20 protein-coding genes are annotated in these 21,826 nt (G+C 41.7%); 14 read left to right on the forward strand and 6 right to left on the reverse strand.

All coding sequences use genetic code 11. The features are described 5' to 3' along the window. From L2764_RS01405 to L2764_RS01445, 9 genes are all read left to right on the forward strand, one after another. On the forward strand, nt 1–125 hold a 125-nt coding region (locus L2764_RS01405; RefSeq protein ID WP_248938539.1), incomplete at its 5' end, for a transposase. A 340-nt stretch (nt 126–465) separates the two neighbouring features. Continuing rightward, nucleotides 466–1,749, forward strand: coding sequence for a 3-phosphoshikimate 1-carboxyvinyltransferase (gene aroA, locus L2764_RS01410; RefSeq protein WP_248938458.1), 1,284 nt, complete (start codon nt 466–468; stop codon nt 1,747–1,749). Between the two features lie 204 nt (nt 1,750–1,953). Next, entirely contained in the window at nt 1,954–2,646 is a 693-nt protein-coding gene (gene cmk / locus L2764_RS01415; RefSeq protein ID WP_248938459.1) for a (d)CMP kinase, read from the forward strand. Between the two features lie 104 nt (nt 2,647–2,750). Continuing rightward, nucleotides 2,751–4,418: a 30S ribosomal protein S1 gene (gene rpsA / locus L2764_RS01420; protein WP_248938460.1), complete on the forward strand. Its 1,668-nt coding sequence runs from the start codon at nt 2,751–2,753 to the stop codon at nt 4,416–4,418. A gap of 79 nt (nt 4,419–4,497) precedes the next feature. Continuing rightward, on the forward strand, nt 4,498–4,785 hold the full coding sequence (ihfB, locus tag L2764_RS01425) for an integration host factor subunit beta (protein ID WP_248938461.1): 288 nt from the start codon (nt 4,498–4,500) through the stop codon (nt 4,783–4,785). Nucleotides 4,786–4,907: 122 nt separating this feature from the next. Next, nucleotides 4,908–5,183 carry a LapA family protein gene (locus tag L2764_RS01430; protein WP_248938462.1) on the forward strand — a complete coding sequence of 92 codons (276 nt, stop codon included), beginning with the start codon at nt 4,908–4,910 and terminating at the stop codon, nt 5,181–5,183. Nucleotide 5,184: 1 nt separating this feature from the next. Beyond that, nucleotides 5,185–6,345 carry a lipopolysaccharide assembly protein LapB gene (gene lapB, locus L2764_RS01435; protein ID WP_248938463.1) on the forward strand — a complete coding sequence of 387 codons (1,161 nt, stop codon included), beginning with the start codon at nt 5,185–5,187 and terminating at the stop codon, nt 6,343–6,345. A gap of 93 nt (nt 6,346–6,438) precedes the next feature. Then, nucleotides 6,439–7,140: an orotidine-5'-phosphate decarboxylase gene (pyrF, locus tag L2764_RS01440; protein WP_248938464.1), complete on the forward strand. Its 702-nt coding sequence runs from the start codon at nt 6,439–6,441 to the stop codon at nt 7,138–7,140. 43 nt (nt 7,141–7,183) lie between these two features. Further along, entirely contained in the window at nt 7,184–7,726 is a 543-nt protein-coding gene (locus L2764_RS01445; protein WP_248938465.1) for a DUF2058 domain-containing protein, read from the forward strand. 58 nt (nt 7,727–7,784) lie between these two features. Here the strand turns inward: L2764_RS01445 and L2764_RS01450 are convergent, their stop codons facing one another. Then, the gene (locus tag L2764_RS01450) at nt 7,785–8,576 is read right to left on the reverse strand and encodes an EAL domain-containing protein (RefSeq protein ID WP_248938466.1); all 792 of its coding nucleotides are present in this window, start codon (nt 8,574–8,576) and stop codon (nt 7,785–7,787) included. Nucleotides 8,577–8,995: 419 nt separating this feature from the next. Between L2764_RS01450 and L2764_RS01455 the strand changes: the two genes are divergently transcribed. Beyond that, a complete protein-coding gene (locus L2764_RS01455) occupies nt 8,996–11,707 on the forward strand; it encodes a hybrid sensor histidine kinase/response regulator (RefSeq protein WP_248938467.1) in 2,712 nt (903 codons plus the stop codon). Nucleotides 11,708–11,978: 271 nt separating this feature from the next. Here L2764_RS01455 and L2764_RS01460 read toward each other — a convergent pair whose 3' ends face one another. From L2764_RS01460 to L2764_RS01470, 3 genes are read right to left on the reverse strand one after another with little or no spacing between them, the layout of a single operon-like run. Continuing rightward, nucleotides 11,979–13,040 (reverse strand): lipocalin-like domain-containing protein, encoded by a 1,062-nt coding sequence (locus L2764_RS01460; RefSeq protein WP_248938468.1) that lies wholly within the window; start codon nt 13,038–13,040, stop codon nt 11,979–11,981. Nucleotides 13,041–13,044: 4 nt separating this feature from the next. Beyond that, complete coding sequence (locus L2764_RS01465; RefSeq protein WP_248938469.1) at nt 13,045–15,432, reverse strand: ABC transporter permease; 2,388 nt, start codon at nt 15,430–15,432, stop codon at nt 13,045–13,047. Further along, a complete protein-coding gene (locus tag L2764_RS01470; protein WP_248938470.1) occupies nt 15,425–16,078 on the reverse strand; it encodes an ABC transporter ATP-binding protein in 654 nt (217 codons plus the stop codon). The genes L2764_RS01465 and L2764_RS01470 overlap by 8 nt, the downstream gene beginning before the upstream one ends. A 360-nt stretch (nt 16,079–16,438) precedes the next feature. Here L2764_RS01470 and L2764_RS01475 point away from each other — a divergent pair, with 360 nt between their 5' ends. After that, a complete protein-coding gene (locus tag L2764_RS01475; RefSeq protein ID WP_248938471.1) occupies nt 16,439–16,702 on the forward strand; it encodes a hypothetical protein in 264 nt (87 codons plus the stop codon). A 391-nt stretch (nt 16,703–17,093) separates the two neighbouring features. Here L2764_RS01475 and L2764_RS01480 read toward each other — a convergent pair whose 3' ends face one another. Both L2764_RS01480 and L2764_RS01485 read right to left on the reverse strand, forming a co-directional pair. Continuing rightward, nucleotides 17,094–17,357 carry a helix-turn-helix domain-containing protein gene (locus L2764_RS01480; protein WP_248938472.1) on the reverse strand — a complete coding sequence of 88 codons (264 nt, stop codon included), beginning with the start codon at nt 17,355–17,357 and terminating at the stop codon, nt 17,094–17,096. A 152-nt stretch (nt 17,358–17,509) separates the two neighbouring features. Beyond that, nucleotides 17,510–17,851, reverse strand: a complete 342-nt coding sequence (locus L2764_RS01485) for a response regulator (RefSeq protein ID WP_248938473.1) — start codon at nt 17,849–17,851, stop codon at nt 17,510–17,512. A gap of 453 nt (nt 17,852–18,304) precedes the next feature. Here L2764_RS01485 and nusG point away from each other — a divergent pair, with 453 nt between their 5' ends. From nusG to L2764_RS01500, 3 genes are all read left to right on the forward strand, one after another. Continuing rightward, complete coding sequence (gene nusG, locus L2764_RS01490) at nt 18,305–18,940, forward strand: transcription termination/antitermination protein NusG (RefSeq protein WP_248938474.1); 636 nt, start codon at nt 18,305–18,307, stop codon at nt 18,938–18,940. Between the two features lie 124 nt (nt 18,941–19,064). Next, nucleotides 19,065–21,152 (forward strand): ATP-binding protein, encoded by a 2,088-nt coding sequence (locus L2764_RS01495; protein ID WP_248938475.1) that lies wholly within the window; start codon nt 19,065–19,067, stop codon nt 21,150–21,152. A 54-nt stretch (nt 21,153–21,206) separates the two neighbouring features. Then, a complete protein-coding gene (locus L2764_RS01500; protein WP_248938476.1) occupies nt 21,207–21,821 on the forward strand; it encodes a Pvc16 family protein in 615 nt (204 codons plus the stop codon). The last annotated feature ends 5 nt before the right edge of the window (nt 21,822–21,826 follow it).

The raw sequence follows: 21,826 nt of genomic DNA on the forward strand, positions 1-21,826 counted from the left end.
AGGCTTTTTGGGCAAGGGGTTACTATGTTTCTACGGTTGGTTTGGATGAGGAAATGATAAAAGAGTACATACGAAACCAAGAAAAAAATGACATTCATCGGGATCAATTAACACTCGGAATGTAGATAGTGCCTTGGGCACGGACTTAAGCCCTTTTAGGGCGTCACCCAAATAAGCCTCCGGCTTTGCCGGAGGTAAGTTAACTTGTTTGAAAAATGTACTTGAAGGTGTTTTTTTACGTTGGATTAATGGCTTAGAGAATAAATCATTCAATAAAGCTAAATTAAATGCAGAAAAATGTTGAATCCTTGCTCGGGATCAGTAATTTTATAGCCACGAAGTTCAAACATGGGTTTTTGCAGAGTGCATTTTGTCGTGGTGACTCGTTTTTATTGCAAGCCTGAACATCTATTGTTAACGCGTATCCGATGCAGATCGGATTGCACATTAAAGAAGAAGTGATTAATGAAACAGCTACGTCTAGAGCCGATCAAACATATTCAAGGCAGTGTGAATATTCCAGGATCAAAAAGCATTTCCAACCGCGTTTTGTTACTTGGCACATTGGCAAAAGGGACCACGACACTGACAAATTTACTCGACTCTGATGATATCAAATATATGTTGGCATCATTAAAACAGTTGGGTGTAAATTATCGACTCTCGAATAATAATACGGTATGTGAAGTTGAAGGCCTAGCTGGACCGTTAAGTGCGGAACAAGCCCAAACCTTGTTTTTAGGCAATGCAGGCACGGCGATGCGACCGTTATGCGCCGCATTAACATTAGGGCAAGGGAAGTTTACTTTAACCGGTGAGCCGCGTATGGAAGAGCGCCCTATCGGTGACTTAGTGGATGCTTTAAGGCAACTAGGGGCGCAAGTCACTTATTTGAAAAATGACGGTTTTCCGCCTTTAACCATTAATGCCACTGGGTTAAATGGGGGCGATGTTGAAATCGCAGGCGATCTTTCTAGTCAATTCTTAACGGCATTACTCATGGTCGCGCCGCTTGCTAAAAGCCGTGTGGTGATAAAGATTAAAGGTGAATTAGTCTCTAAGCCTTATATTGATATTACATTAGCCTTGATGGCACAGTTTGGTGTCAAGGTAATTAATGAAAATTATCAGCGCTTTATTATTGAAACGGGACAATCTTATGTGTCTCCCGGTAAAGTGTTAGTGGAAGGTGATGCTTCTTCAGCGTCTTATTTTCTCGCTGCTGCAGCCATTAAAGGCGGAGAAGTGAAAGTTACGGGTGTGGGGAAGTTGAGTATCCAAGGGGATGTGAAGTTTGCGGACGTGCTGGAAAAAATGGGGGCCGATATCGAGTGGGGTGATGATTATATTATTGCACGGGGCGCACCCTTAAAAGCGGTCGACTTAGATATGAATCATATTCCCGATGCAGCAATGACGATTGCGACAACGGCTTTATTTGCCACGGGCACGACACATATTCGAAATATTTACAATTGGCGCATTAAAGAGACGGATAGATTAGCGGCCATGGCGACCGAACTGCGTAAAGTGGGCGCGGTTGTCGATGAGGGGCAAGACTATATCAGTGTGACGCCACCGAAGGTGATCAATACTGCTGAGATTGACACGTATAACGATCATCGAATGGCGATGTGTTTTTCTATGGTCGCGTTTGCCGATTGTGGGATCACCATTAACGATCCCGATTGTACCTCAAAAACGTTCCCTGATTATTTCGAACGCTTTGCGTCTCTAGTGACTCGCTGATTGAAGTTTAATCAATATCTTGAGGGAACCTGATCGTCATTTCACGGTCTTAAACTGTGCCGTTTAAGGAAAAAATGAGCGTGGTATCTTTTTAAACGAGGTAAACTTAATGAAGTTTTTACCGCTTTTAGGCGGGAATTAGTTTATACTTCGCGCGCTCATTTTCAGTAGCTTCACGGAAGGTGGTTTTTGCGGAGAAATTTTATGTCAGAACGGGCTCCTGTTGTCACTATTGACGGCCCTAGCGGCGCAGGGAAAGGCACCATTAGTCAGTTACTCGCCGAAAAGTTAGGTTGGAAACTGCTCGATAGTGGTGCAATATATCGAGTATTAGCACTGGCCGCTATTCATCACAATGTTGAGTTGGATAATGAAGAGGCAATTACTGTACTGGCTGCGCATTTGGATGTGCAATTTTTACCGGGTAATGAAAATAAAGGGATTAAAGTCGTCCTTGAAGGTGAAGACGTCTCGACCACTATTCGGAGCCAAGAGTGCTCCGATGCTGCATCAAAAGTCGCTGCATTTCCACGTGTTAGGGAAGCATTATTACGTCGGCAACGCGCATTTAATGAAGCGCCTGGCTTGATTGCCGATGGGCGAGATATGGGAACGGTTGTGTTTCCGAATACACCCGCTAAAATATTTTTAACCGCTTCCGCAGCCGAAAGAGCGCAAAGGCGCTATAATCAGTTGCAGGACAAAGGCTTCGATGTTAATATTGATCGCCTTTTATTCGAGATAGAGGAACGCGATGAGCGCGATATGAATCGTGCAGTGGCGCCTTTAGTCCCAGCTGACGATGCTTTGGTCATCGATACGTCGGGGATCGATATTGAGGATGTGGTTGACTTAGTGTTGGCCCATATACAAATGAAATTACCAGTGCTGAGCTAAGGTTAGCTTGGCACTAAACCATTCGCTTGCAAGGACGCAGTGAATTATTATACTGACTCCACGTCTAGGATGGGCAGTGGTTTATTAAAGAAAGTAACTTAAACATGACTGAATCTTTTGCTGATCTATTTGAACAATCCTTAGAAACTTTAGAGTTTCGTCCAGGTTCTATCGTTCGCGGTGTTGTTGTACGCATCGAAAACGGTACGGTACTGGTTGATGCGGGCCTTAAGTCTGAAAGCCCAATTCCAGCTGAACAGTTCAAAAACGCACAAGGCGTTCTTGAAATTGCTGTTGGCGATGAAGTTGATGTTGCTCTTGACTCTGTTGAAGATGGCTTCGGTGAAACACAACTTTCTCGTGAAAAAGCTAAGCGTCATGAAGCTTGGATTGTTCTAGAAAAAGCGTATGAAGATGCTGAAACTGTAATCGGTATCATCAATGGTAAGGTTAAAGGCGGTTTCACTGTTGAATTAAACGGTATCCGTGCATTCCTACCAGGTTCTCTAGTTGACGTTCGCCCTGTTCGCGACACCGCTCACCTAGAAAACAAAGAATTAGAATTCAAAGTTATCAAGCTTGATCAGAAGCGCAACAACGTTGTTGTTTCTCGTCGTGCTGTTATCGAATCTGAAAGCAGCGCTGAGCGCGATGCACTTCTTGAGAATCTTCAAGAAGGTCAATCAGTTAAAGGTATCGTTAAGAACCTTACTGATTACGGAGCATTCGTAGACTTAGGCGGTGTTGACGGTCTTTTACATATCACTGATATGGCTTGGAAGCGTGTTAAGCACCCATCAGAAATCGTTAATGTTGGTGATGAAATCAACGTTAAAGTGCTTAAGTATGATCGTGAGCGCACTCGTGTATCACTTGGTCTTAAGCAACTTGGCGAAGATCCATGGTTAGAAATTAGTAAGCGCTACCCAGAGAACACACGTTTAACGGGCCGCGTCACTAACCTAACTGACTACGGTTGTTTCGTTGAAATTGAAGAAGGCGTTGAAGGTCTTGTTCACGTTTCTGAAATGGATTGGACTAATAAGAACATCCACCCATCAAAGGTTGTTAACCTAGGTGATGAAGTTGAAGTTCTTGTTTTAGACATCGATGAAGAACGTCGTCGTATCTCTCTAGGTCTTAAGCAATGTAAGACTAACCCATGGGATGATTTCGCCGAGCGTTTCAATAAAGGCGACAAAGTGTCTGGTAAGATCAAGTCAATCACTGACTTCGGTATCTTTATCGGTCTTGACGGTGGCATCGACGGTCTGGTTCATCTTTCTGATATTTCTTGGAATGGTACTGGCGAAGACGCTGTTGCTGAATACAAGAAAGGCGACGAAATCAATGCAGTTGTACTTTCTGTTGACCCAGAACGTGAGCGTATCAGCTTAGGTGTTAAACAAACTGAAGACGATCCATTCAATGCATTCCTTGCTGATAAGAAGAAAGGTGTTGTTGTCCATGGTGTTGTTACAGCAGTTGACGCAAAAGGTGTTACAATTGAACTAGCTGAGACTGTTGAAGGTTACCTTCGCGTTTCAGATATATCTCGTGAGCGTATCGAAGATGCATCAACAGTTTACTCTGTCGGTGACAAAGTCGAATCTAAGTTCATGGGTGTTGATCGTAAGAACCGCTCTATCAGCCTATCTATCCGTGCGAAAGATGAAGCTGAAGAGAAAGAAGCAATGGCTAGCTTGAACAAGCAAGATGAAGTTGTCATGAGCAGTGCGATGGCTGAAGCGTTTAAAGCAGCTCGTAAATAAATCATCGCCTGAAGTTCGGGGGTAGGCTGTTTCGCCCCTGTTAGGTGACTGTGTTTGGCTTGATAATAGAGGGTATAGGATGACAAAATCCGAACTGATCGAAAAATTGGCCACTAGGCAGTCGCAGCTGTCGGCTAAAGAAGTGGAAAGTGCAATAAAAGAAATGTTAGAGCAAATGGCACTAACATTGGAAACGGGAGACCGGATCGAGATCCGAGGCTTCGGTAGCTTTTCACTTCATTATCGTGCACCTAGAATAGGTCGTAATCCAAAAACAGGTACCTCTGTTGATTTGGATGGGAAGTATGTTCCGCACTTTAAGCCCGGAAAAGAACTGCGCGAACGTGTTGATGCCATCAACGCGTAATTTACATTGTCTTAAAAGCCTCCTTTAGGAGGCTTTTTTATGCCTAAAACTTATGTAGCGCTAGCTAGTTAATGTAAATTCTTAGATAATTAGATTATCTTGCAGCGTATAAGGAGTGTAACGTGAAGTCTTTTATCATTGCGGTTGTTGTTGCTTTATTGTTTTTTTTAGCGCTTGTGTTCGGCGCCAGAAATGAGCAAGTGGTGACTATTAGTTATTTTATTGCTCAGGGAGAGTTTAGATTACCCGTGGTGTTGGCTGTGGTATTTCTAGCGGGCTTTATGCTGAGCTGGATGTTTGCGATATATCATATTATGCGTTTAAAGTTAGCTTTGCGCACGATGAATAAAAAGTGTGATACATTAGCCATTCAAAAAAGTCAGGATATAGACGCTTAATATGCTTGAAATACTGTTTCTATTATTGCCCATAGCCGCTGGCTATGGATGGTATATGGGACGAAGAAGTGTGCGACAAAAAGACAGTAGTCAGCGTAATAAATTGAGCCGAGATTATTTTACAGGTTTAAATTTTTTATTGTCTAATGAATCGGATAAAGCCGTTGATCTGTTTATCACCATGCTGGATGTGGATGATGAAACCATTGATACTCATCTTTCTTTAGGCTCTTTGTTTCGTAAGCGAGGAGAAGTTGACCGAGCGATCCGTGTCCATCAAAACTTGATAGCCAGACCCCACTTAGCGCTTGAGCAACGTGATATTGCGATGATGGAGTTAGGCAAAGATTATTTAGCGGCTGGGTTTTATGATCGCGCTGAAGAAATCTTTATTAATTTAGTGAACCAAGAAGATCATAGTGAAGAGGCTGAAACAGAGCTGATTGCTATTTATCAGATCACTAAAGAGTGGCAAAAAGCCATTAATATTATTAAGAAATTAAAGCGAAAGCGGCAACAAGTTCTTAAATCAATCTGCGCACATTTTTATTGTGAATTAGCGGATGAAGCGGATGAACTCAATGTTAGAAATAAATGCTTACAATCTGCCTTAAAACACGATCCAAAATCGGGTCGTACTTTATTAACGCTTGCGAAAAATTATCAAGACTCAGCTGAATTCACTTTATGTAAGCATATGTTGAATCAGCTGTTACTAGCTGATGTAGATTTATTTGCCGATGCGATAGTGACGGCAAAGACGGTTTATTCGGAGAGTCAGGATCCAGATGGATATTTAGATTTACTGAGGCAGGCCGTGTCACTTGATGCGGGAGCAAGTGTGACCATTTCTTTAGCCCAAACGATGATAGAGAAAGGCTTTCTTGAAGATGCTGAAGCCTTAGTTGTTGAAGGGTTATATCGGCATCCGACAATGAAGAGCTTTCAGCATTTGATGAAAATGCATTTACAACAAGCAGAAGAGGGTCAGGCAAAACAAAGTTTGACGATGCTTGAACAGCTGGTTGAACAACAAATTAAATATCGTCCAGGATATCGTTGTAGTGAATGTGGTTTTCCTTCACATAGACTCTACTGGCATTGCCCATCGTGTAAGAATTGGGGCAGTATCAAGCGTGTTCGAGGACTTGATGGAGAGTAGTACATTCCTGTGTTATCTAAGCAAACGCGCTTTTAGTGTCATAAAATAGCGCGGTTCTCTTGGATATAATTTGATGAGGTTATTGGAGAAAATATGATTGATACACCTATTGTAGTTGCGCTTGATTATGACAATAAAAGTGAGGCATTGGGGTTAATCGATCAACTGGATCCTCAGATGTGTAGACTAAAAATTGGTAAAGAAATGTTTACTTTGTTTGGTCCTCAACTGGTGACTGAAATACATCAACGTGGATTTGAATTGTTTTTAGATTTAAAGTTTCATGATATTCCTAATACCGTTGCTAAAGCCGTGACCTCAGCAGCAGAGCTGGGTGTGTGGATGACAAATGTGCATGCTAGTGGCGGTTTAGCTATGATGCAAGCAGCAAAAAAAGCGCTGCTGCCTTATGGCGACAAAGCCCCTTTATTGATCGCTGTGACAGTATTAACGTCAATGAGCGATGAAGAGTTAATCCTTTTAGGGATAACCTGCACGGCAGCAGAGCAAGTTAAGCGATTAGCACAATTAACTCAGCAAGCAGGATTGGATGGCATTGTTTGTTCGGCTCAAGAAGCAAGGACAATGAAGAGTACATTCGGAGATGATTTTACGCTGGTTACACCAGGGATCAGGCCCGCTGGGAGTGATAAAGGCGATCAACATAGGGTCATGACGCCGGTTGATGCGATAGCAGCGGGTGCTGATTATTTAGTAATAGGAAGGCCTATTACTCAGGCGAAAAATCCATTACAAGCATTAGAGGCGATTTATACGTCGTTAAATTGCCGTTAGTATGAACAATATATTTGGGTATCAATAGAAAGAGACAATATTCATGGCAAATCCATTTCAAGAGCAATTATTAAAAGCGGGTTTAGTAAGCAAGCAGAAAGTGCGTGATACTAAAACGCAAAAGAGAAGAGATAAAAAAGCTAAAGTTGATGATGGTTCTGCAATATTGAAACAAGAAATTAGCGCTAAGAAGCAAGCACAAGCTGAAAAAGATAAGGCGCTTAATGAGAAACGCTTTACAGAGGCGACAGAAAAAGGCTTAGTGAGGGGCTTAGTGACTGAGTTCACACGTTTAGCGATTAAAGCGCCTGCGGCTTCGGACATCAAGTTTAACTTTACGTTTAATAATAAAATTTTATCGTTATATGTTAATGATAAGCTACAGAGTGAATTGTTAACCGGACGCTTAGGCATTGTCCGTTACGAAGATAATAGTTACTTAGTGCCACATAAATTGGCTGAAAGAGTTCATTTGCTCGTGCCTGAATGGACGGGGTATCTTTGGGTTACCGATGAAGGTCAAGCCGTTGATGTCGAAGATGATCCTTATGCCGATTATGCTATCCCTGATGATTTAATGTGGTAGTGAGTTTTTCTGAGAGTAATACCAATAAAAAGAATGCTGGGCATTCTTTTTATTGGTATTAGGCGCTACGGCGTTTAGGATTTTGAAGGCAAGATAAAGGCGCAATGATTTCAGTGAGTGAGCCCAATGTGGGTTTGGAAAAAAAATAGCCTTGCATATAGCGGATCCCGAGTTTCTTTAAGGTCAAATACTCTGTCATCGTTTCAATACCTTCTGCTAACAACATGATGTCTAGCTGCTGGCAAGTCACGATAATCCCTTGCACAATCGCTCTTTTATATTTATCGAGATCAATATTTTGGATAAGTGACATATCGAGTTTGACAATATCTGGGTGGATTTTCACAAGCCAGCCGAGTCCAGCATAGCCTGATCCAAAGTCGTCAATCGCCACTTTTAAGCCGTTTTTTCGATAGACCTTCCGTAATTCAATGACTTTATTTAGATCGATAATTTCCTCCGCTTCCGTTAATTCTAAAACGAGTTGGGTTTTAGGAAAATTGAAGTGATTGGTTAATTGGTTTAATGACTGCATATGCAGAGAAGGTGATTTGACGACATTGGGACAGAAGTTGACGAACAGTCGTTTCTCTAAATGTAATGCAACGGCTGTTTGAATGGCACGAAAACGGCATTGTTGATCGAATTGGTATTGATGAGATGGAGCGACATGGGATAATACCGTTTCAGCGGACTCTCCAAATTCCCCCCTAACAAGCGCTTCATGGGCAATAACAGCATGACTAACAATATCGATAATAGGCTGAAATGCCATTTTTATCCTAAAATTTTTAATTATCTGCTGTTGTTTTAATGCCCTAGGTGCCGTGTTATTTGACGTTGTATCCATATAATGCATTCCATTGCGGAGTGAATAGGCTTTTTGTCGATCATTAAAAAGCCTTGAGTAAGTTGGATTGAGACTGCTTAGCATCACGAGTATATATATAAGTGTAGCTTAGGATAGCGGGAGTGGAAGAGTGAGTGATTAACGCTAATTCCTCAGTGAGCTGAATATGGCATTATCAATTGGCTTGGGTATGTTTGTGCTTCCAAACGTACTCGGTTTAACGGATTGACTTTATCTGGCGAGGAATAAAATAAAGCGATCAAATGATTGAACTAAATTATCCAGAGTTCAGGTTGATTAAATTTGTTCTACACTCAAAGTAAGTTCGATGGTCTCAGATAGTGGTCATTCTGCTATTGATGAATTTATGTTGTAGAAAACTATTTTATTAAAAATAAATTTAATATCTTGGGAATTTTATGGCTTGGCTAAACAGGGTATCAATAAAAGTTAGATTGCTATTACTGGTTGTTTTTCCTCTTACTTTATCTGCCATTCTTGCATTTATTGAAGTCCGTAGTATTTTAGACCGCACAGAGCATTTAAGGGTATTAGCGACTCAGTTGACCATTTTATCTGAAGTCTCTAATAGCATTCGGCTGGGTCATCAAATGAGAATGGCGAAATTAGCAGGCCATTCGACTAATTCTGATGCTATACGAGAACAATTAACCATTATTAAAAGCCAGCTAAGGGGGAGTACCCTTAGGACTCATTTATTAAATGGCACCAACTCTGTAACGACTTTGGATACTCTTAATGAAATGGTATCTGGTTTAACAGAGGCTTACGATGAATACCCTAATGTCAGCAAAGAAGATGTACAAGAATGGTCATTTTGGGTATTTGATTATTTAGCAGAATTCATTCTTATCTATGAAAAAGAGTCGATTTATACAGGTGTGGATAATATCGAGCAGCAAGTCAGGATCATGTATCAGCTTAATTGGATATTATTATGGGATTATGAGGCGGATTGGAGCTTTCATTTAGAGATGGAATTTCCTGATCTCAATATGGAAGATGAACTGATCAATTTAAAGAATAAACAACAGCTGTTTATTGACCGATTTATCACAATTAGTGCCGATCCGGAGCAAATTAGATTGTTACTGAGTCTTTTTAGCTCGAAGGCCTTTATTGCTGGACAGGCCTTTAAAGATAAAGTGGCAAGGACGGGACTGTCAAATATTCCAAAAGGAGAAATAAGTCTTGGTGTTAAAGCGCTAGAGTCGAGATTGACGATGTTATCTGATGGCTTGGGTGGGGTGGTGGATACGCTCAATAGCCAGATACAAGTAGAAGCAAGCAGTTTTGAACATAAAGCGTATTTTTATATTGTTGTCATCATAGCGATTCTGATAATTATTGGTTTTCTTGGATTTTTACTCATTAAGCGCATTCTTTCGTATTTATTAAGAATATTGGATACAATGCAAAAAATTGAAGAAACCCATGATTATTCGATTAAAATTGCTAATGATGGACATGATGAATTAACTCAATTTACGACTAAGTTAAATAATTTAATTGAAGAGAGGCATTTAAATGAATCTAAAATTTTGCAAGCCAGAGAAGAGGCTGAGCAAGCCAATAAAGCGAAAAGCTCTTTTTTAGCCAATATGTCCCATGAAATTAGAACACCGTTAAATGGCATCATTGGCATGTCAGAAATCTTATCAGATACACACTTAACGCCGACTCAACATGATTATTTGAGTGTCGTTGACATTTCATCGCAAACGTTGCTTATTCTAATCAATGATATTCTCGATTTGTCTAAAATTGAATCGGGTAATTTATCCATAACGACCGATCAAACTATTTTACGTGAAATTATTTATGACACCTTGTTGATTGTTATTCCAAAGTCTGTCACTAAATCATTAGATCTAAGAGTGAATATTCCTAATGAGCTGCCTTACAGTTTAATGCTCGATGAGCATCGATTACGCCAGATATTAATGAATCTTCTGTCTAATGCGGTGAAGTTTACCGATTCTGGCTCCGTGACTGTTGCACTCGACATTGAGAGTCGATTAGTGAATAAAATTGACTTAACTATCTCAGTGACTGATACCGGGATCGGGATTGATACAGAGCAACAAAAAAGTATATTTCAGCCTTTTACACAAGAAGACGGTTCAATTACTCGTCGATTCGGTGGGACAGGTTTAGGTCTGACGATTAGCGCTCAATTGGTTGAGTTAATGGGGGGCGAAATTTGTGTGGACTCACAAAAAGGTCAAGGGAGTCGATTCTATTTTACTATTGAAGTGATTGTTGATCAGCTTGAAGCTCCATTCCCTAAAGAGCTCCAGAATAAGACATTAGCGCTTGTCAGTAATCATACTGATTTTGGCAAAACGGTTATTACTGAAATGGAACAATATGGACTGACTTTTTCGGCTGCGGTTGAAGAGCCCGCTGAGCTTGAGTTAGCAGATGAGTCATCTATTATTGTGTATTGTCAGGCTAATTTAAATAAGACAAAAAAAGATATAGCAGCACTTAAAAATCGTTTTCCGGCATCACCGATAGTAGTATGTCAATCTTTGAATGCAGAGCGTTTTGATTTTGCTCAGACGATTGATGGCTCTGTTACTGTGCCGATTTTAGGTAACAGATTGATTAAATCATTAGGGAATGCGCATTTTACTCATCAAATGAATATAGACAAAGATAGCGATCATCATCATGATGCGTTAGAGAATTCCAATGAAATAGAGGATAGTCAAAAACCCTTAATTTTAGTCGTAGAAGACAATCTAGTGAACCAAAAAGTGGCTTCGATGCTGCTGGCTAAAGGTGGCTATCAATTTCATATTGCTAATAATGGACAAGAGGCTGTTGATAAAGTGATATCGGGTGAACAATATAGTGCTATTTTAATGGATTGTATGATGCCGATTAAGGATGGTTTTAGTGCGACAGAGGACATTCGAGCTTATGAGAAAGACAAAGGGTTAGATCCCGTCGCTATTATTGCATTAACAGCGAGTGTATTAGATGAAGATATCCAACATTGCTTCGATTGTGGTATGGATGATTATACCGCTAAGCCGTTTAAAAAAGAGATACTGTTGGCTAAAATAGGTAAATATGTTCAGTTAAAAAACGAACGTGATTGAAGCTGATAAGCTTGTTGTCAAAAAAGAGATGCGAGTTATTTAACCTGAACTCGGGATAATGAGTGTCAGATAGACTTAAATTACATTTAAAATTATAAGTTTAATATATTTCTTATTTTTATTTATTTAACTTTTTGCTAAATGCCGATATTTTTGTCGATATCAAGGCGGGGTTTCGTACCTAATAACCTGCTATTAGTAGAAAGTACAACACAGATAGGGGCCAAAATAGTGATATTTAGCGGCGCTGCTTAAGCCGAGTTCAGGTTATTTAGTATCCAGTCAATTCTGCATAGCCCTGACCATTAAAGCCACCCGTTGCCTGCACTCGGCCTTCCCAATAGGGGAACGTTAATTGATTACGTGAATCTTTGGTGATACTTTCAATAATAATCACTGGGCTGTCAGGTAATTCAAGTTGCCACCGACTTGGGTATTTGCGGTGATCTAACATTACCGTTTCAACGACAGACAGCTTAATAGTCTCTTTGGCAATCTCGGTGGCTTCACCGTTGGGCGCTATACGGGTACCGCTACAATAATCATAACCTTGCTCCTTCCCTCGAATGCAAAACAACATGAGGCCTTTTTTTGAAGCTTGTGAGTCGACGAGGCTAAACCAGTCCCAACCCAATTGACTATTATCGAGTAAGCTGGCGGACCATTCTCTGTCGTACCAGGCATTACCTGTGACTTGGTACTCTTTTCCGGCAAAGGTTAAGCGGCCTTTCACGTTTAAAAAGGGATAACTAAAGTAATAAGACGCATGGCCACTTTGGGTTTTCTGGCTATAGCCATTGTTGCCCTGCAATGTCATTGGACTGTCGCTTAATGTGAGTGAAACTTGATAGTTTTCATCTGCCGCCGTGAGCTTAAGCGGTAAAAAGGTATCACTGAGACTGCTTAATTGCCAATCATCAATAACGGCACTAAACGGCGAGCTCGTCACTTTGGCTTGACTCGCTCGTGAAAAACGTTCGAACGCCACATGCTCTTGTTGGTGCTGCATCGCAAAGTGAGCAAAGTAAAGATTGTTATCCCACCATCTTGATTCAACATTGCTGGGCATTAACGTGCGAAAGAGTGTCCATTGCACACCGAAGGTTTCACCCGTGTCACTTTGCAGGTTTGCGGTGAGATACCACCATTCAATACCTTGTTCAGCATGAATACCATGATCCCTTGGGAAGATGAGCTCAGTGCCTCTTTCTACCGATTTGCCACTGGTCATTTGCAAAGTTGACAGAATTGGTTTCTGCTCAGCAGGCTGACAGCCACACAACACAAATACCCATAAAGACAATAAAAAAGTGAGTAATAACCTGTTCAACATTTGATTACCGCTCCTTGGCGTCTAGGTAGGTTAATTTTCGAATGGGTAAATAGGCGCAAACAACTGACACGCCAACCAGCGTTAAGCAGGTGAATAGTAAGCTGGCTAAATCTAAACTAAAATGGATGGTCCAGCCAAACGCAATCGGCATCACAAACGTCAATAACGCAAAGCCCAGTGCAAAACCAAGCGGGATAGCAAATAAGGCGGTAAAGCACACTACACCGGCGGTTTGTAGCAGTTTCATGGCTAACAGTTGCTGCCGTGTCACCCCTAAATTGCGTAATATGATCAGTTGCTTTAATTGATTAACACTTAAACTTAATAGGCTGGTACACAGGCTTAATAATGCAATGGCGAGAATAAAGCCATTAAGCGCTTTGGTGATCACAAAGGTGTCGTCAAACAAGGCCGTGGCATATTGTTTAAAGCGTTTGTTTGGCACTATATGGGTGCTGTCTTGCTGGAATTCGTCGACCAAACGTTCGCTAAAGGCAGCAAGAGTAGTACGGTTATTGAGACGAATGGAATAGCCGAAGTGCTCCCTGTTTAACGCGGCGGCTTGTTGCCATTTTTCTAGCGTGAGCAGTAACATACTGGGGTTACCATAATCGTAAAAAAAGCCCGCTATACGACAGTTAAAGCGCGTTGTATTTTGTTCAAATTCAACCATATCCCCCAAAGACACCCCAAATTTAATCTTGCTTTGCTCATTAGCTAAGCAGCCTTTATCACTGAAGTTTTCAGGACGAATGGGAAAACCCGATGTCAGCGAAATATGCCGATAATGCTCTATGCTGTCACCAAAGCTGGCAAGGTGTGCAGGCACATTGCTAATGTAGCCATCACTGCGCATATAAATACTGAGTTGGTCGACTTCAGGCAAATGACTGAGAGTTTGCCTTAAGGGGTTATCGAGCTTAGCTGAACGCAAATAAATATCCGCACTCAATTGTTTTTCAAGGTGTGTATTTAAGCTATGACTAAAGCTTGTCACCATAATTTGCATACCCATCGCGCTCCCTAGGGCAACTAAAATGGCAATAATGGCGATATGTAAGTCTTTTAAATGAAATCGCGTATCGGCCTGTAGCCATTGAGCTAACGGATTGGTCAAGGTGATAGGCAATGCCGCCACAGCCGATAGTGCTTTAGGCACCAATAGAATAAACAATATCAACAGGGTAAAGCACAGCAGTAAGGCTTGGTATTCGCTCGTCGCGAAATGGAATAGCCAAATAAACCCTGCCGATGTACTCATCAATAAGGCGTAAAATACCCATTGACCTTGTTTGGCAACAAGCTTGGCTTGTGCCAGTAATATCACCGCTAACGCAAACATATTGAGGGCAAAACCCAATAAAACATTAGACCATTGCCAATGGATCACCAGCGCTTTATCGAGTTGATACAGAGCAACCAAAGTGCGATTAACATCAAGCACCAGCCCATTGGCAATGAAGTACCCGCCTAAGGTGCCTAACAGCGCAGTACAAATACTCACAATAACCAGCTCAACAATCAAGCTAAGTTGAATGCTGAGTGGGGTGCAGCCCAACAACTGCATTTGTGTTAACACCTTTTTTCGTGCCGTTAAGGTGAGCTTTATAGCGTTAAAACTCAAAAACGCAGCAACAATATAGCCAAGCATGGCCAGTGCCGCGAGATTAAAAAAGAACGCTTCTGACAATACATCAAACGCTTGTTGTTGAGCATCGACGAGTTGCGCTTGCCCCGCGATCAGCGGTTTTATTTGTGCTAATTGTTGCTCGGTCACATGTGACAGTTCAATAAAGCTGAGCTGGCCTTTTGCCGCTAATAAATAATCGGCATGGGCAATGTCGGTAATAGCCGATAGGCCAATATCATCTGTGAAACGAATATCGGGTTGTTGTTGTCCCTCTTGCAGCACAAAGGGCCCTTGGCTGTTATTTTTGGTGTCAATACGCTCGGAAAATTGCGGATCGATGAACAAAGTGTCAAGGGTAAAACGCGGGGACGTTTTATTGGTATTGCCGTGTTTGTCTTGATGGTTGTTTAACCACTGCAAGGTATTCACGCCTTGAATGGCTAAGGTTTGCCCTTCAGGAGTGTTTAATCGACCACGTAAAACGGGCTCCGCATTGATAAAGCCCTGTCTTCTTAAATCGATCCATACATTGCCATCAATATACTGTTTACCGGTGAGTGGCTTAATTAAATGCGTAACGGGATTATTGATGAGTGCTGAAGATTCTTGATAGCGTGTTTTGGCTTCTTGGTTAAGCCCCGCAATAGCGGTTAACAGCGCACTGCCTAAACTAAACCCTAATAAAAACAGTGCCATTAACCAAGGGTGTCGGCGATAAAACAGTAAATGTGTGGCTAGAATTAATTTAATCTCGTTATTCAAAACAGCCGTCTCTTAGCACTTTCACCTGATCAAAATAATCCGTTAACTGATGACTATGCGTCACCATCACTAGGTTGATCCCTCGCTCACGGCATAATGTTGTGAGTAGCTTAACCACTTGGTGCGAGCGTTTTTGATCTAAGTTACCTGTCGGTTCATCGGCAAAAATGATCTGAGGTTTATTCAGTAATGCTCTGGCGATGCCGACTCTTTGCTGTTCGCCACCAGACAGCTGATGAGGTAACGTATTGAGCTTGTTTTGTAGCCCTAACGCGTTGACGATAGGTTCAAATTCATTAGCGGCTTGCTTTGGAAAGTTGAGTTTGTGCTGAAATAAAATATTTTGCTTTACGGTTAAGCAATCAAGTAATTGGTAGTGCTGAAAGATCAAGCCTATTTTTCGGCGATAAAGCGCGAGTGCGGGTTCATTCAAAGAAGAGAGCGCTTGGTTATTAACACTGATCCAGCCGCTATCGGCTTGCAGAAGGCCGGCTAAAATATGCAGCAAGGTGGTTTTACCTGAGCCACTATCACCGAGCAGTGCAAGGTGTTGTGCTGCGGGTACCAACAAATTGAGCTGATTTAAAATGCGGTGTTTGTTATCGCCATCATGGCGGCTAAAACACAAATCCTTGACTTCTATCACGATAACTCCTTGTTAATGAGCAGCAGTTTATCGTGATGTACAGTATAAAGCTACCCCGTAGAAAGGTCTGTCGATTTCATTTTTTAGGCTGGTATGACACCAATCATGATCTGACCTCGCTACTTTTTTGAAGAACGCTATTCAAAATAATCAAGTCGGCTTTTTCTATGTTAAAATCACTTTTCAAATGAAGTGGCTAAATAGAGTATGGGTATGATAGCTATCCTTTTTATAGCCGCTTAAAGGGTTAAGCTAGAGTCAAGCCATAGGTGATCCTGATTGCAATGATATTGTGACGCAGTATTAGGATCGTTATGTTTGTTATTTTTTGATTGAGTGGCGTATAAAAATGGGATCAACATGAGTTATGACGCGTCGAGTATTCGCATTTTAAGTGATGACGAGGTATGTGATAAATTTGAGTGGGTGAGGGCACATGAGCTGGCAACGGAATATAAACAACCGTTGAGATGTGTAGAAAGGGCAATTGAAGCTTGTAGGGTGACGGGGACTCCGCTCGAGCATTATATTGAGCGTTATTTGAAAAACAATAAATCCATTCCGAAAGATCATACTTTTGAAAATGCTTATCTCGATATAATGAAAAGGCCGTTACGTAAATAGCCGGGAAGAGACTAAAGCGCGAGTAACTTAAAATAGGAGAGCTTGTTACTGGATTCTAGGGCCGTGCTGCTTTTTATGTTATTAAATAATAGGCAATGGAATGATGGTTTATTTCTGGGGTTAAGTGTGATTTTTATCTTGGGAGAATTTCAGGAGTCACTTAGATATTCTCTTCGCGTAGCGAATTTGAGTCTAATCGAAAAGCCTTAGCATGGGCCGTTGATTAGACTGCATAGTGGGCTTATTGGTTATCGCTACCTACATTCTATATTCATTCTTCATGATCTGAGATGAGAAAAACCTGCCCGCTTAATTAGCCGTAAGCGGGCGGGTTTTATTGCGGCGTGAATGTGTTTTATTCACGCTGTAATTTAGTTACGACGGTTAGTTTTTATTTCACGTGTTTTTCTTCCTTACAAACGGCATATTGCGTTCGATATTGCTTAGGTGATAGCCCGGAGTATTGTTTAAATGCCGTTGAAAAATGGTTGGAGTCCTTATAACCCACTGTGTAGGTGATGTCTGAAATGGATTGTTGTGTACTCATAAGCAACTGGGCCGCGGTTTCCATGCGTTGTTGTTTGAGCCAATTCAGTGGCGTTGTGCCGTAATACGTTTTAAAGGCTAAAGACAACTTGTTACGGTTGGTGGCCATTTTGCTCACCATCTTGCTTAAGCTGATGTCATTGGCCATTTCAGATAATAAGTAGTGGGCTGCCTTCTCGGCCAAGGTGAGCAGAGGATCGGTCAGTAGATCTTGTTCGAGCGTTAGACGTGTTTTCTCCTTTTGATAACAGGCCTCACAGGTTATTTTTTTTTATCGATGGTTAAGCAAGCTTGTCGTAGCCGTAATGACAATTCTTCTTCAATGATGGGGAAGTAACATAAGTCATAGAGTCCAGTTTCAAGGGCGTGCTGTCGTTTGCTGGTATTGAAGTCGGTTAAGGCAAGCACGGGTGGAAGAAAGTAGTGCTTTTGTCCTAAGTCATTAGTGAGTCTGGTGATGATATATTGTAGCTGTTTGGGATCATGTGGTGAGATATCAATGATGATCAAGTCTGGCTGATCATCCAGTTGCTGCGGTAATGTATCGCTATTAATCGTGCACACTTGATAAGTGGGGTGATGTAACACCTTTCTTATCATCATTAAATCCACTGAATTGATATCTAATACAAGAATGTTTTTTTAAAAATCATTTAAAATTCCTTTTAATATTAACCAGTAATGGTTAACCACATTATCTATCATGTTTTTTATAAAAGCTAATACAATTTGTTACATTTGTTGCCTTAAGGTTTCGGTGCGGTTTTTGTTTTTCAATGCTGTGCAGCTAAGGCTATTCGTCAATAGGCAGTGGAGGCTCTTCCTCTTCCTCTTTCTCTTTTCTTCTCCCCCCTCAATGTTACTAACGCCTATCGGTATGCCGTAGGCAGGAACTTCCCCTCAGAGATCCACGGATTTCGGTCATTTGTGCATAAATTCAAGATTGTTGTGCATTTTTCGAAGGAAGCGTCATAAGCAGATGGCTTATTATTCTCTCGAGCCTTAAAGAGAACAAAAAGTAACAGTAAGAAGTCATTGAACAGGATAACAATTCCAATGGCGGAGCCTGCCCAGCAGCAAGATAGCAGCAGGAACATTATTCATATGATGACATTTCACCAAACGATGGATGAAATGGCGGAGCTTGCACCCATGTCAGACAAGGAAAAGAGTCAATTCAATTGGTATGCGCTGCAAACCAAAACCCATGCAGAAATCAGTTTGAGTCAATTGATAGAGTCGAATAAAGCGGCGGGAATTTGGGATATTGCCTGCTACTTACCCACACTGAAACAAGCTGAAAAAACGATCCCCATGTTTAATGGTTATTTATTTGTTCACCACGATGACAATGGCTTTCATCAACTCAACTATCAAACGGGGGTTAAGGGCTATGTGAGGTTTGGCGGTTTGCCAAGCACAATATCGACTAAGGATATTGAGCTGATGCAGCAGATTGAAGCGCACTTTAATGGGATCACCTATATGGAAACCTACCTTGTGAGTGGTATGCAAGTGAGGATTATAAAAGGGGCGCTGGCGGGCCGTACGGGGACGTTAATCGAAAACCCTAAAGGCAAAAAGGTGGCACTTGAGATTAAAAATATGGGCCACAGTTTATTGGTGCATGTGCCTTCATCGGACTTGTTGCTGCTAGAAAGTATCAATCATATAGCGTTATCAAACTCTTAAAGGGCACTCTCAATAAAACAGTGAATAAGTTTATTCAACAAGAGCAATCAATATCATATTTCTGATCCTACTGAAATTAAATAAAACAAGTTGAGGTTTGAAAAGGGACATAAAAGGAGGGGTTATGGCACAAGCCGCTGATCTTGTTAATCCAGAGCAAAATCAATATTTAGATCAAGCGTTAGTCAATAGATTGAGCCAACAGCTTTATGGTTTAGGACAAGCCATAAAACAAGGGGAAGATCAATCCAAGTTATCTATTTTACTGCAAGCATTTCATGACAGTATGGATACCTATATTCATTCCCCTGCTATGCAATCGTTGCAAGTGGGGTTTGAGCTGACGGAGCTGGAGTTGAAGCTTATCGGGATCGTTTTTATCACCACACTCGAGCCTGATACCCTGACCCATTTTTTAGGCTTGAGTTGGTTTGATCAAGGGCCAAGTTTGTCCTTAGAGCGGGTATTATTACTCAGCAAGAACAATCAACAGAGTAAAATAACCTGCTTAGAAGATATGTTGACTCCTATGGCAGCATTTCGATGGGGGATATTGTCAAGCCCTGAGCAGCCGCAGCCGCTTATCCATCCATTACTGCTAGCACCCGACGTCTTTACGTATCTACTCGGGGAACATGCCCGTCTTGATAAGCCGTCGACAAAGGTTCAGCTACTGGCATCACAAGAGGATGTTGCTATTAAAATATGCTTTGCCTCTTTGCTCAAACAAACATTAACACAGGTCAACATTGTCAGTGGGTTAGCCCATGACGATCGTTGTGCTTTAGTCGCACAATTTGCTTATCAAAGCCAGCGGCCTTGGTACTATGTCAGTTTTAGTGTCGCACAAGGCGATGAGCGACATGACATTATACAGGCTTTTCGGCAAATGAGATTGATGGCTAATAGGCAAACCTGCTATATCTATTGGCCTGATTTACTCAGCTATTTACTCAGGGCAGGAGAGGCCGAATGGATAGTCCCCTTGCTATTGTCCAATATGAATGGAGTGTTTTTTTGTGATCCTATCACCGAGCATACCGAGCCGATCATTCAGCAAAGCGTCAGCGTTAACAGCGAATTAAATTGGTTCGATAGTCACCGTCTTAGGCAATACCTCAATCAAAATCAACTGATCTCGTTGCGATTAATCGCACCTGAGCCGAAACAATTAACCCAAGCTTGGTTGGCGATATCCGCAGCGTTAATGAAGCAATACGGACCATTATTAAGGCCGCTATCGGCAGGGAATGCCGATTATCTTGCTAATTTGTATCCATTAACTCCCGCTGTGATGAGTCAAATTGGCATTCAAGTCGCGATGTTTTTAGACAACAATCACGACAGTCATCCTTTGCTCTCGCTATTACAGAAGGCTTGCCTGCACGCGAACAGTGCCAGTCAAGGACAACTGGCGAGCCTAAGTCAGCCGAGATACCGGCTTAGCGATATGATCTTAGATGATAACACTCAAGAGCAATTACAAGAATTGATTGACAGACTGGTGTATCGGACTGAGTTAAGCGACGCCATGCCGCATTTTGTCCCCGGTATTCAGGCGTTATTTTGGGGCAAACCTGGTACGGGTAAATCCATGGCGGCAGAGGCGATTGCAGGCCAACTTAAGCTGCCTCTCTACAAAGTCAATTTGGCCAATGTGGCCAGTAAGTGGATTGGGGAGTCTGAAAAACATTTAGCTAAGTTGTTTGATGATGCACAAAAACAAAACGCAGTACTGTTATTTGATGAGGCTGACGCCATTTTTGCTAAGCGCAGTGAGGTCGAATCCAGCCAAGATAAAAACGCCAACATGGGGGTGAGCTTTTTATTGCAGCGCATGGAAACCTATACTGGCTTGCTATTACTGAGCACCAACTTTAAAAGTAACTTAGACGATGCTTTTTTGCGGCGCTTTCATGGCGTGGTGGAGTTTGCTATGCCCGATGAGCATTTACGTTTTCAATTGTGGCAACGGGCTTGGAGCAGCAGTCTGTCTATTGCATCAGGCATTAACTTATTGGCATTAGCACAGCAATTTGAGTTTACCCCCTCTCAAATCAATAATATTGCCGAACGAGCGCTGCTTTACTCTTTTAAAGCCCAACAACAAACCATCAGTAAAGCCCTGCTAGGTAAGGCCATTACTCGTGAACTTGAGAAGCAAAATGCCGGCTTCCTCGCCGAGCAAAAACTCACCCATTGGTTAGGTTAGCTTAATCGAATAAAACCTGAGCGAATAACCGCCTATCTCAAAGGAGATCCGTTTATGGATCCGCTTATTCTCCAAAAAACGCAAAAAGCGCTGGATACTCTGATCCGAGACAAAGTGTTAAGTTTAAATACCGTGTCATCAGAGGAACTTGATTTAAGTTTTGTGGCGCCTAACAGTGAGTTTGTGGCTGAGCTGGGTAATAGCCCAGTGATTAATTGTTATCTCATCGGTATTAATGAGGACAAAAGCCGCAGACGCAGTGAACCCATGCGTTCCACCTTAGATGAAACCAAAACCCGGCGCATATTGATAAAAGAGCCTAAATATGTCGATATCAGCTATATGCTGACCGTTTGGTGTAAGGATAAACGCGGCAGTGCTGAGATTGAACACTTACTCATGGGTTATTTGATTTGCGGCTTAGGCATGTTTGACTTTATGCCAGAGGAAATATTGACCTTGCATCAGTTTGAACCCAATCCCTATGGGATCCGCTTTACTCTGTTTGGCAGTGAATACAGTGACAAAGTCAGTGGTCAAGTGTGGCAAGCCATGGGTTCAACGCCCAAACCCAGTTTGATGTTATCCCTGTCGGTGCCGATAGCCGTTCATGAGCCGACACACTTACCGGTGGCGCGTGAAATTGATCGTACCCTTAATAGAAAATAATCCTC

The sequence above is a fragment of the Shewanella surugensis genome, from assembly GCF_023284005.1.
Lineage (GTDB): Bacteria > Pseudomonadota > Gammaproteobacteria > Enterobacterales > Shewanellaceae > Shewanella > Shewanella surugensis.

Bases quoted from the DNA above. Each gene is read 5' to 3' on its own strand.
- pyrF (WP_248938464.1), top strand. From the start codon at position 6,439: ATGATTGATACACCTATTGTAGTTGCGCTTGATTATGACAATAAAAGT.
- ihfB (WP_248938461.1), top strand. From the start codon at position 4,498: ATGACAAAATCCGAACTGATCGAAAAATTGGCCACTAGGCAGTCGCAG.
- L2764_RS01460 (WP_248938468.1), bottom strand. From the start codon at position 13,040: ATGTTGAACAGGTTATTACTCACTTTTTTATTGTCTTTATGGGTATTT.
- L2764_RS01455 (WP_248938467.1), top strand. From the start codon at position 8,996: ATGGCTTGGCTAAACAGGGTATCAATAAAAGTTAGATTGCTATTACTG.
- lapB (WP_248938463.1), top strand. From the start codon at position 5,185: ATGCTTGAAATACTGTTTCTATTATTGCCCATAGCCGCTGGCTATGGA.
- L2764_RS01480 (WP_248938472.1), bottom strand. From the start codon at position 17,357: ATGGCCACCAACCGTAACAAGTTGTCTTTAGCCTTTAAAACGTATTAC.
- L2764_RS01495 (WP_248938475.1), top strand. From the start codon at position 19,065: ATGGCACAAGCCGCTGATCTTGTTAATCCAGAGCAAAATCAATATTTA.
- rpsA (WP_248938460.1), top strand. From the start codon at position 2,751: ATGACTGAATCTTTTGCTGATCTATTTGAACAATCCTTAGAAACTTTA.
- nusG (WP_248938474.1), top strand. From the start codon at position 18,305: ATGGCGGAGCCTGCCCAGCAGCAAGATAGCAGCAGGAACATTATTCAT.
- L2764_RS01475 (WP_248938471.1), top strand. From the start codon at position 16,439: ATGAGTTATGACGCGTCGAGTATTCGCATTTTAAGTGATGACGAGGTA.
- L2764_RS01445 (WP_248938465.1), top strand. From the start codon at position 7,184: ATGGCAAATCCATTTCAAGAGCAATTATTAAAAGCGGGTTTAGTAAGC.
- L2764_RS01485 (WP_248938473.1), bottom strand. From the start codon at position 17,851: ATGATGATAAGAAAGGTGTTACATCACCCCACTTATCAAGTGTGCACG.
- aroA (WP_248938458.1), top strand. From the start codon at position 466: ATGAAACAGCTACGTCTAGAGCCGATCAAACATATTCAAGGCAGTGTG.
- L2764_RS01500 (WP_248938476.1), top strand. From the start codon at position 21,207: ATGGATCCGCTTATTCTCCAAAAAACGCAAAAAGCGCTGGATACTCTG.
- L2764_RS01450 (WP_248938466.1), bottom strand. From the start codon at position 8,576: ATGGATACAACGTCAAATAACACGGCACCTAGGGCATTAAAACAACAG.
- cmk (WP_248938459.1), top strand. From the start codon at position 1,954: ATGTCAGAACGGGCTCCTGTTGTCACTATTGACGGCCCTAGCGGCGCA.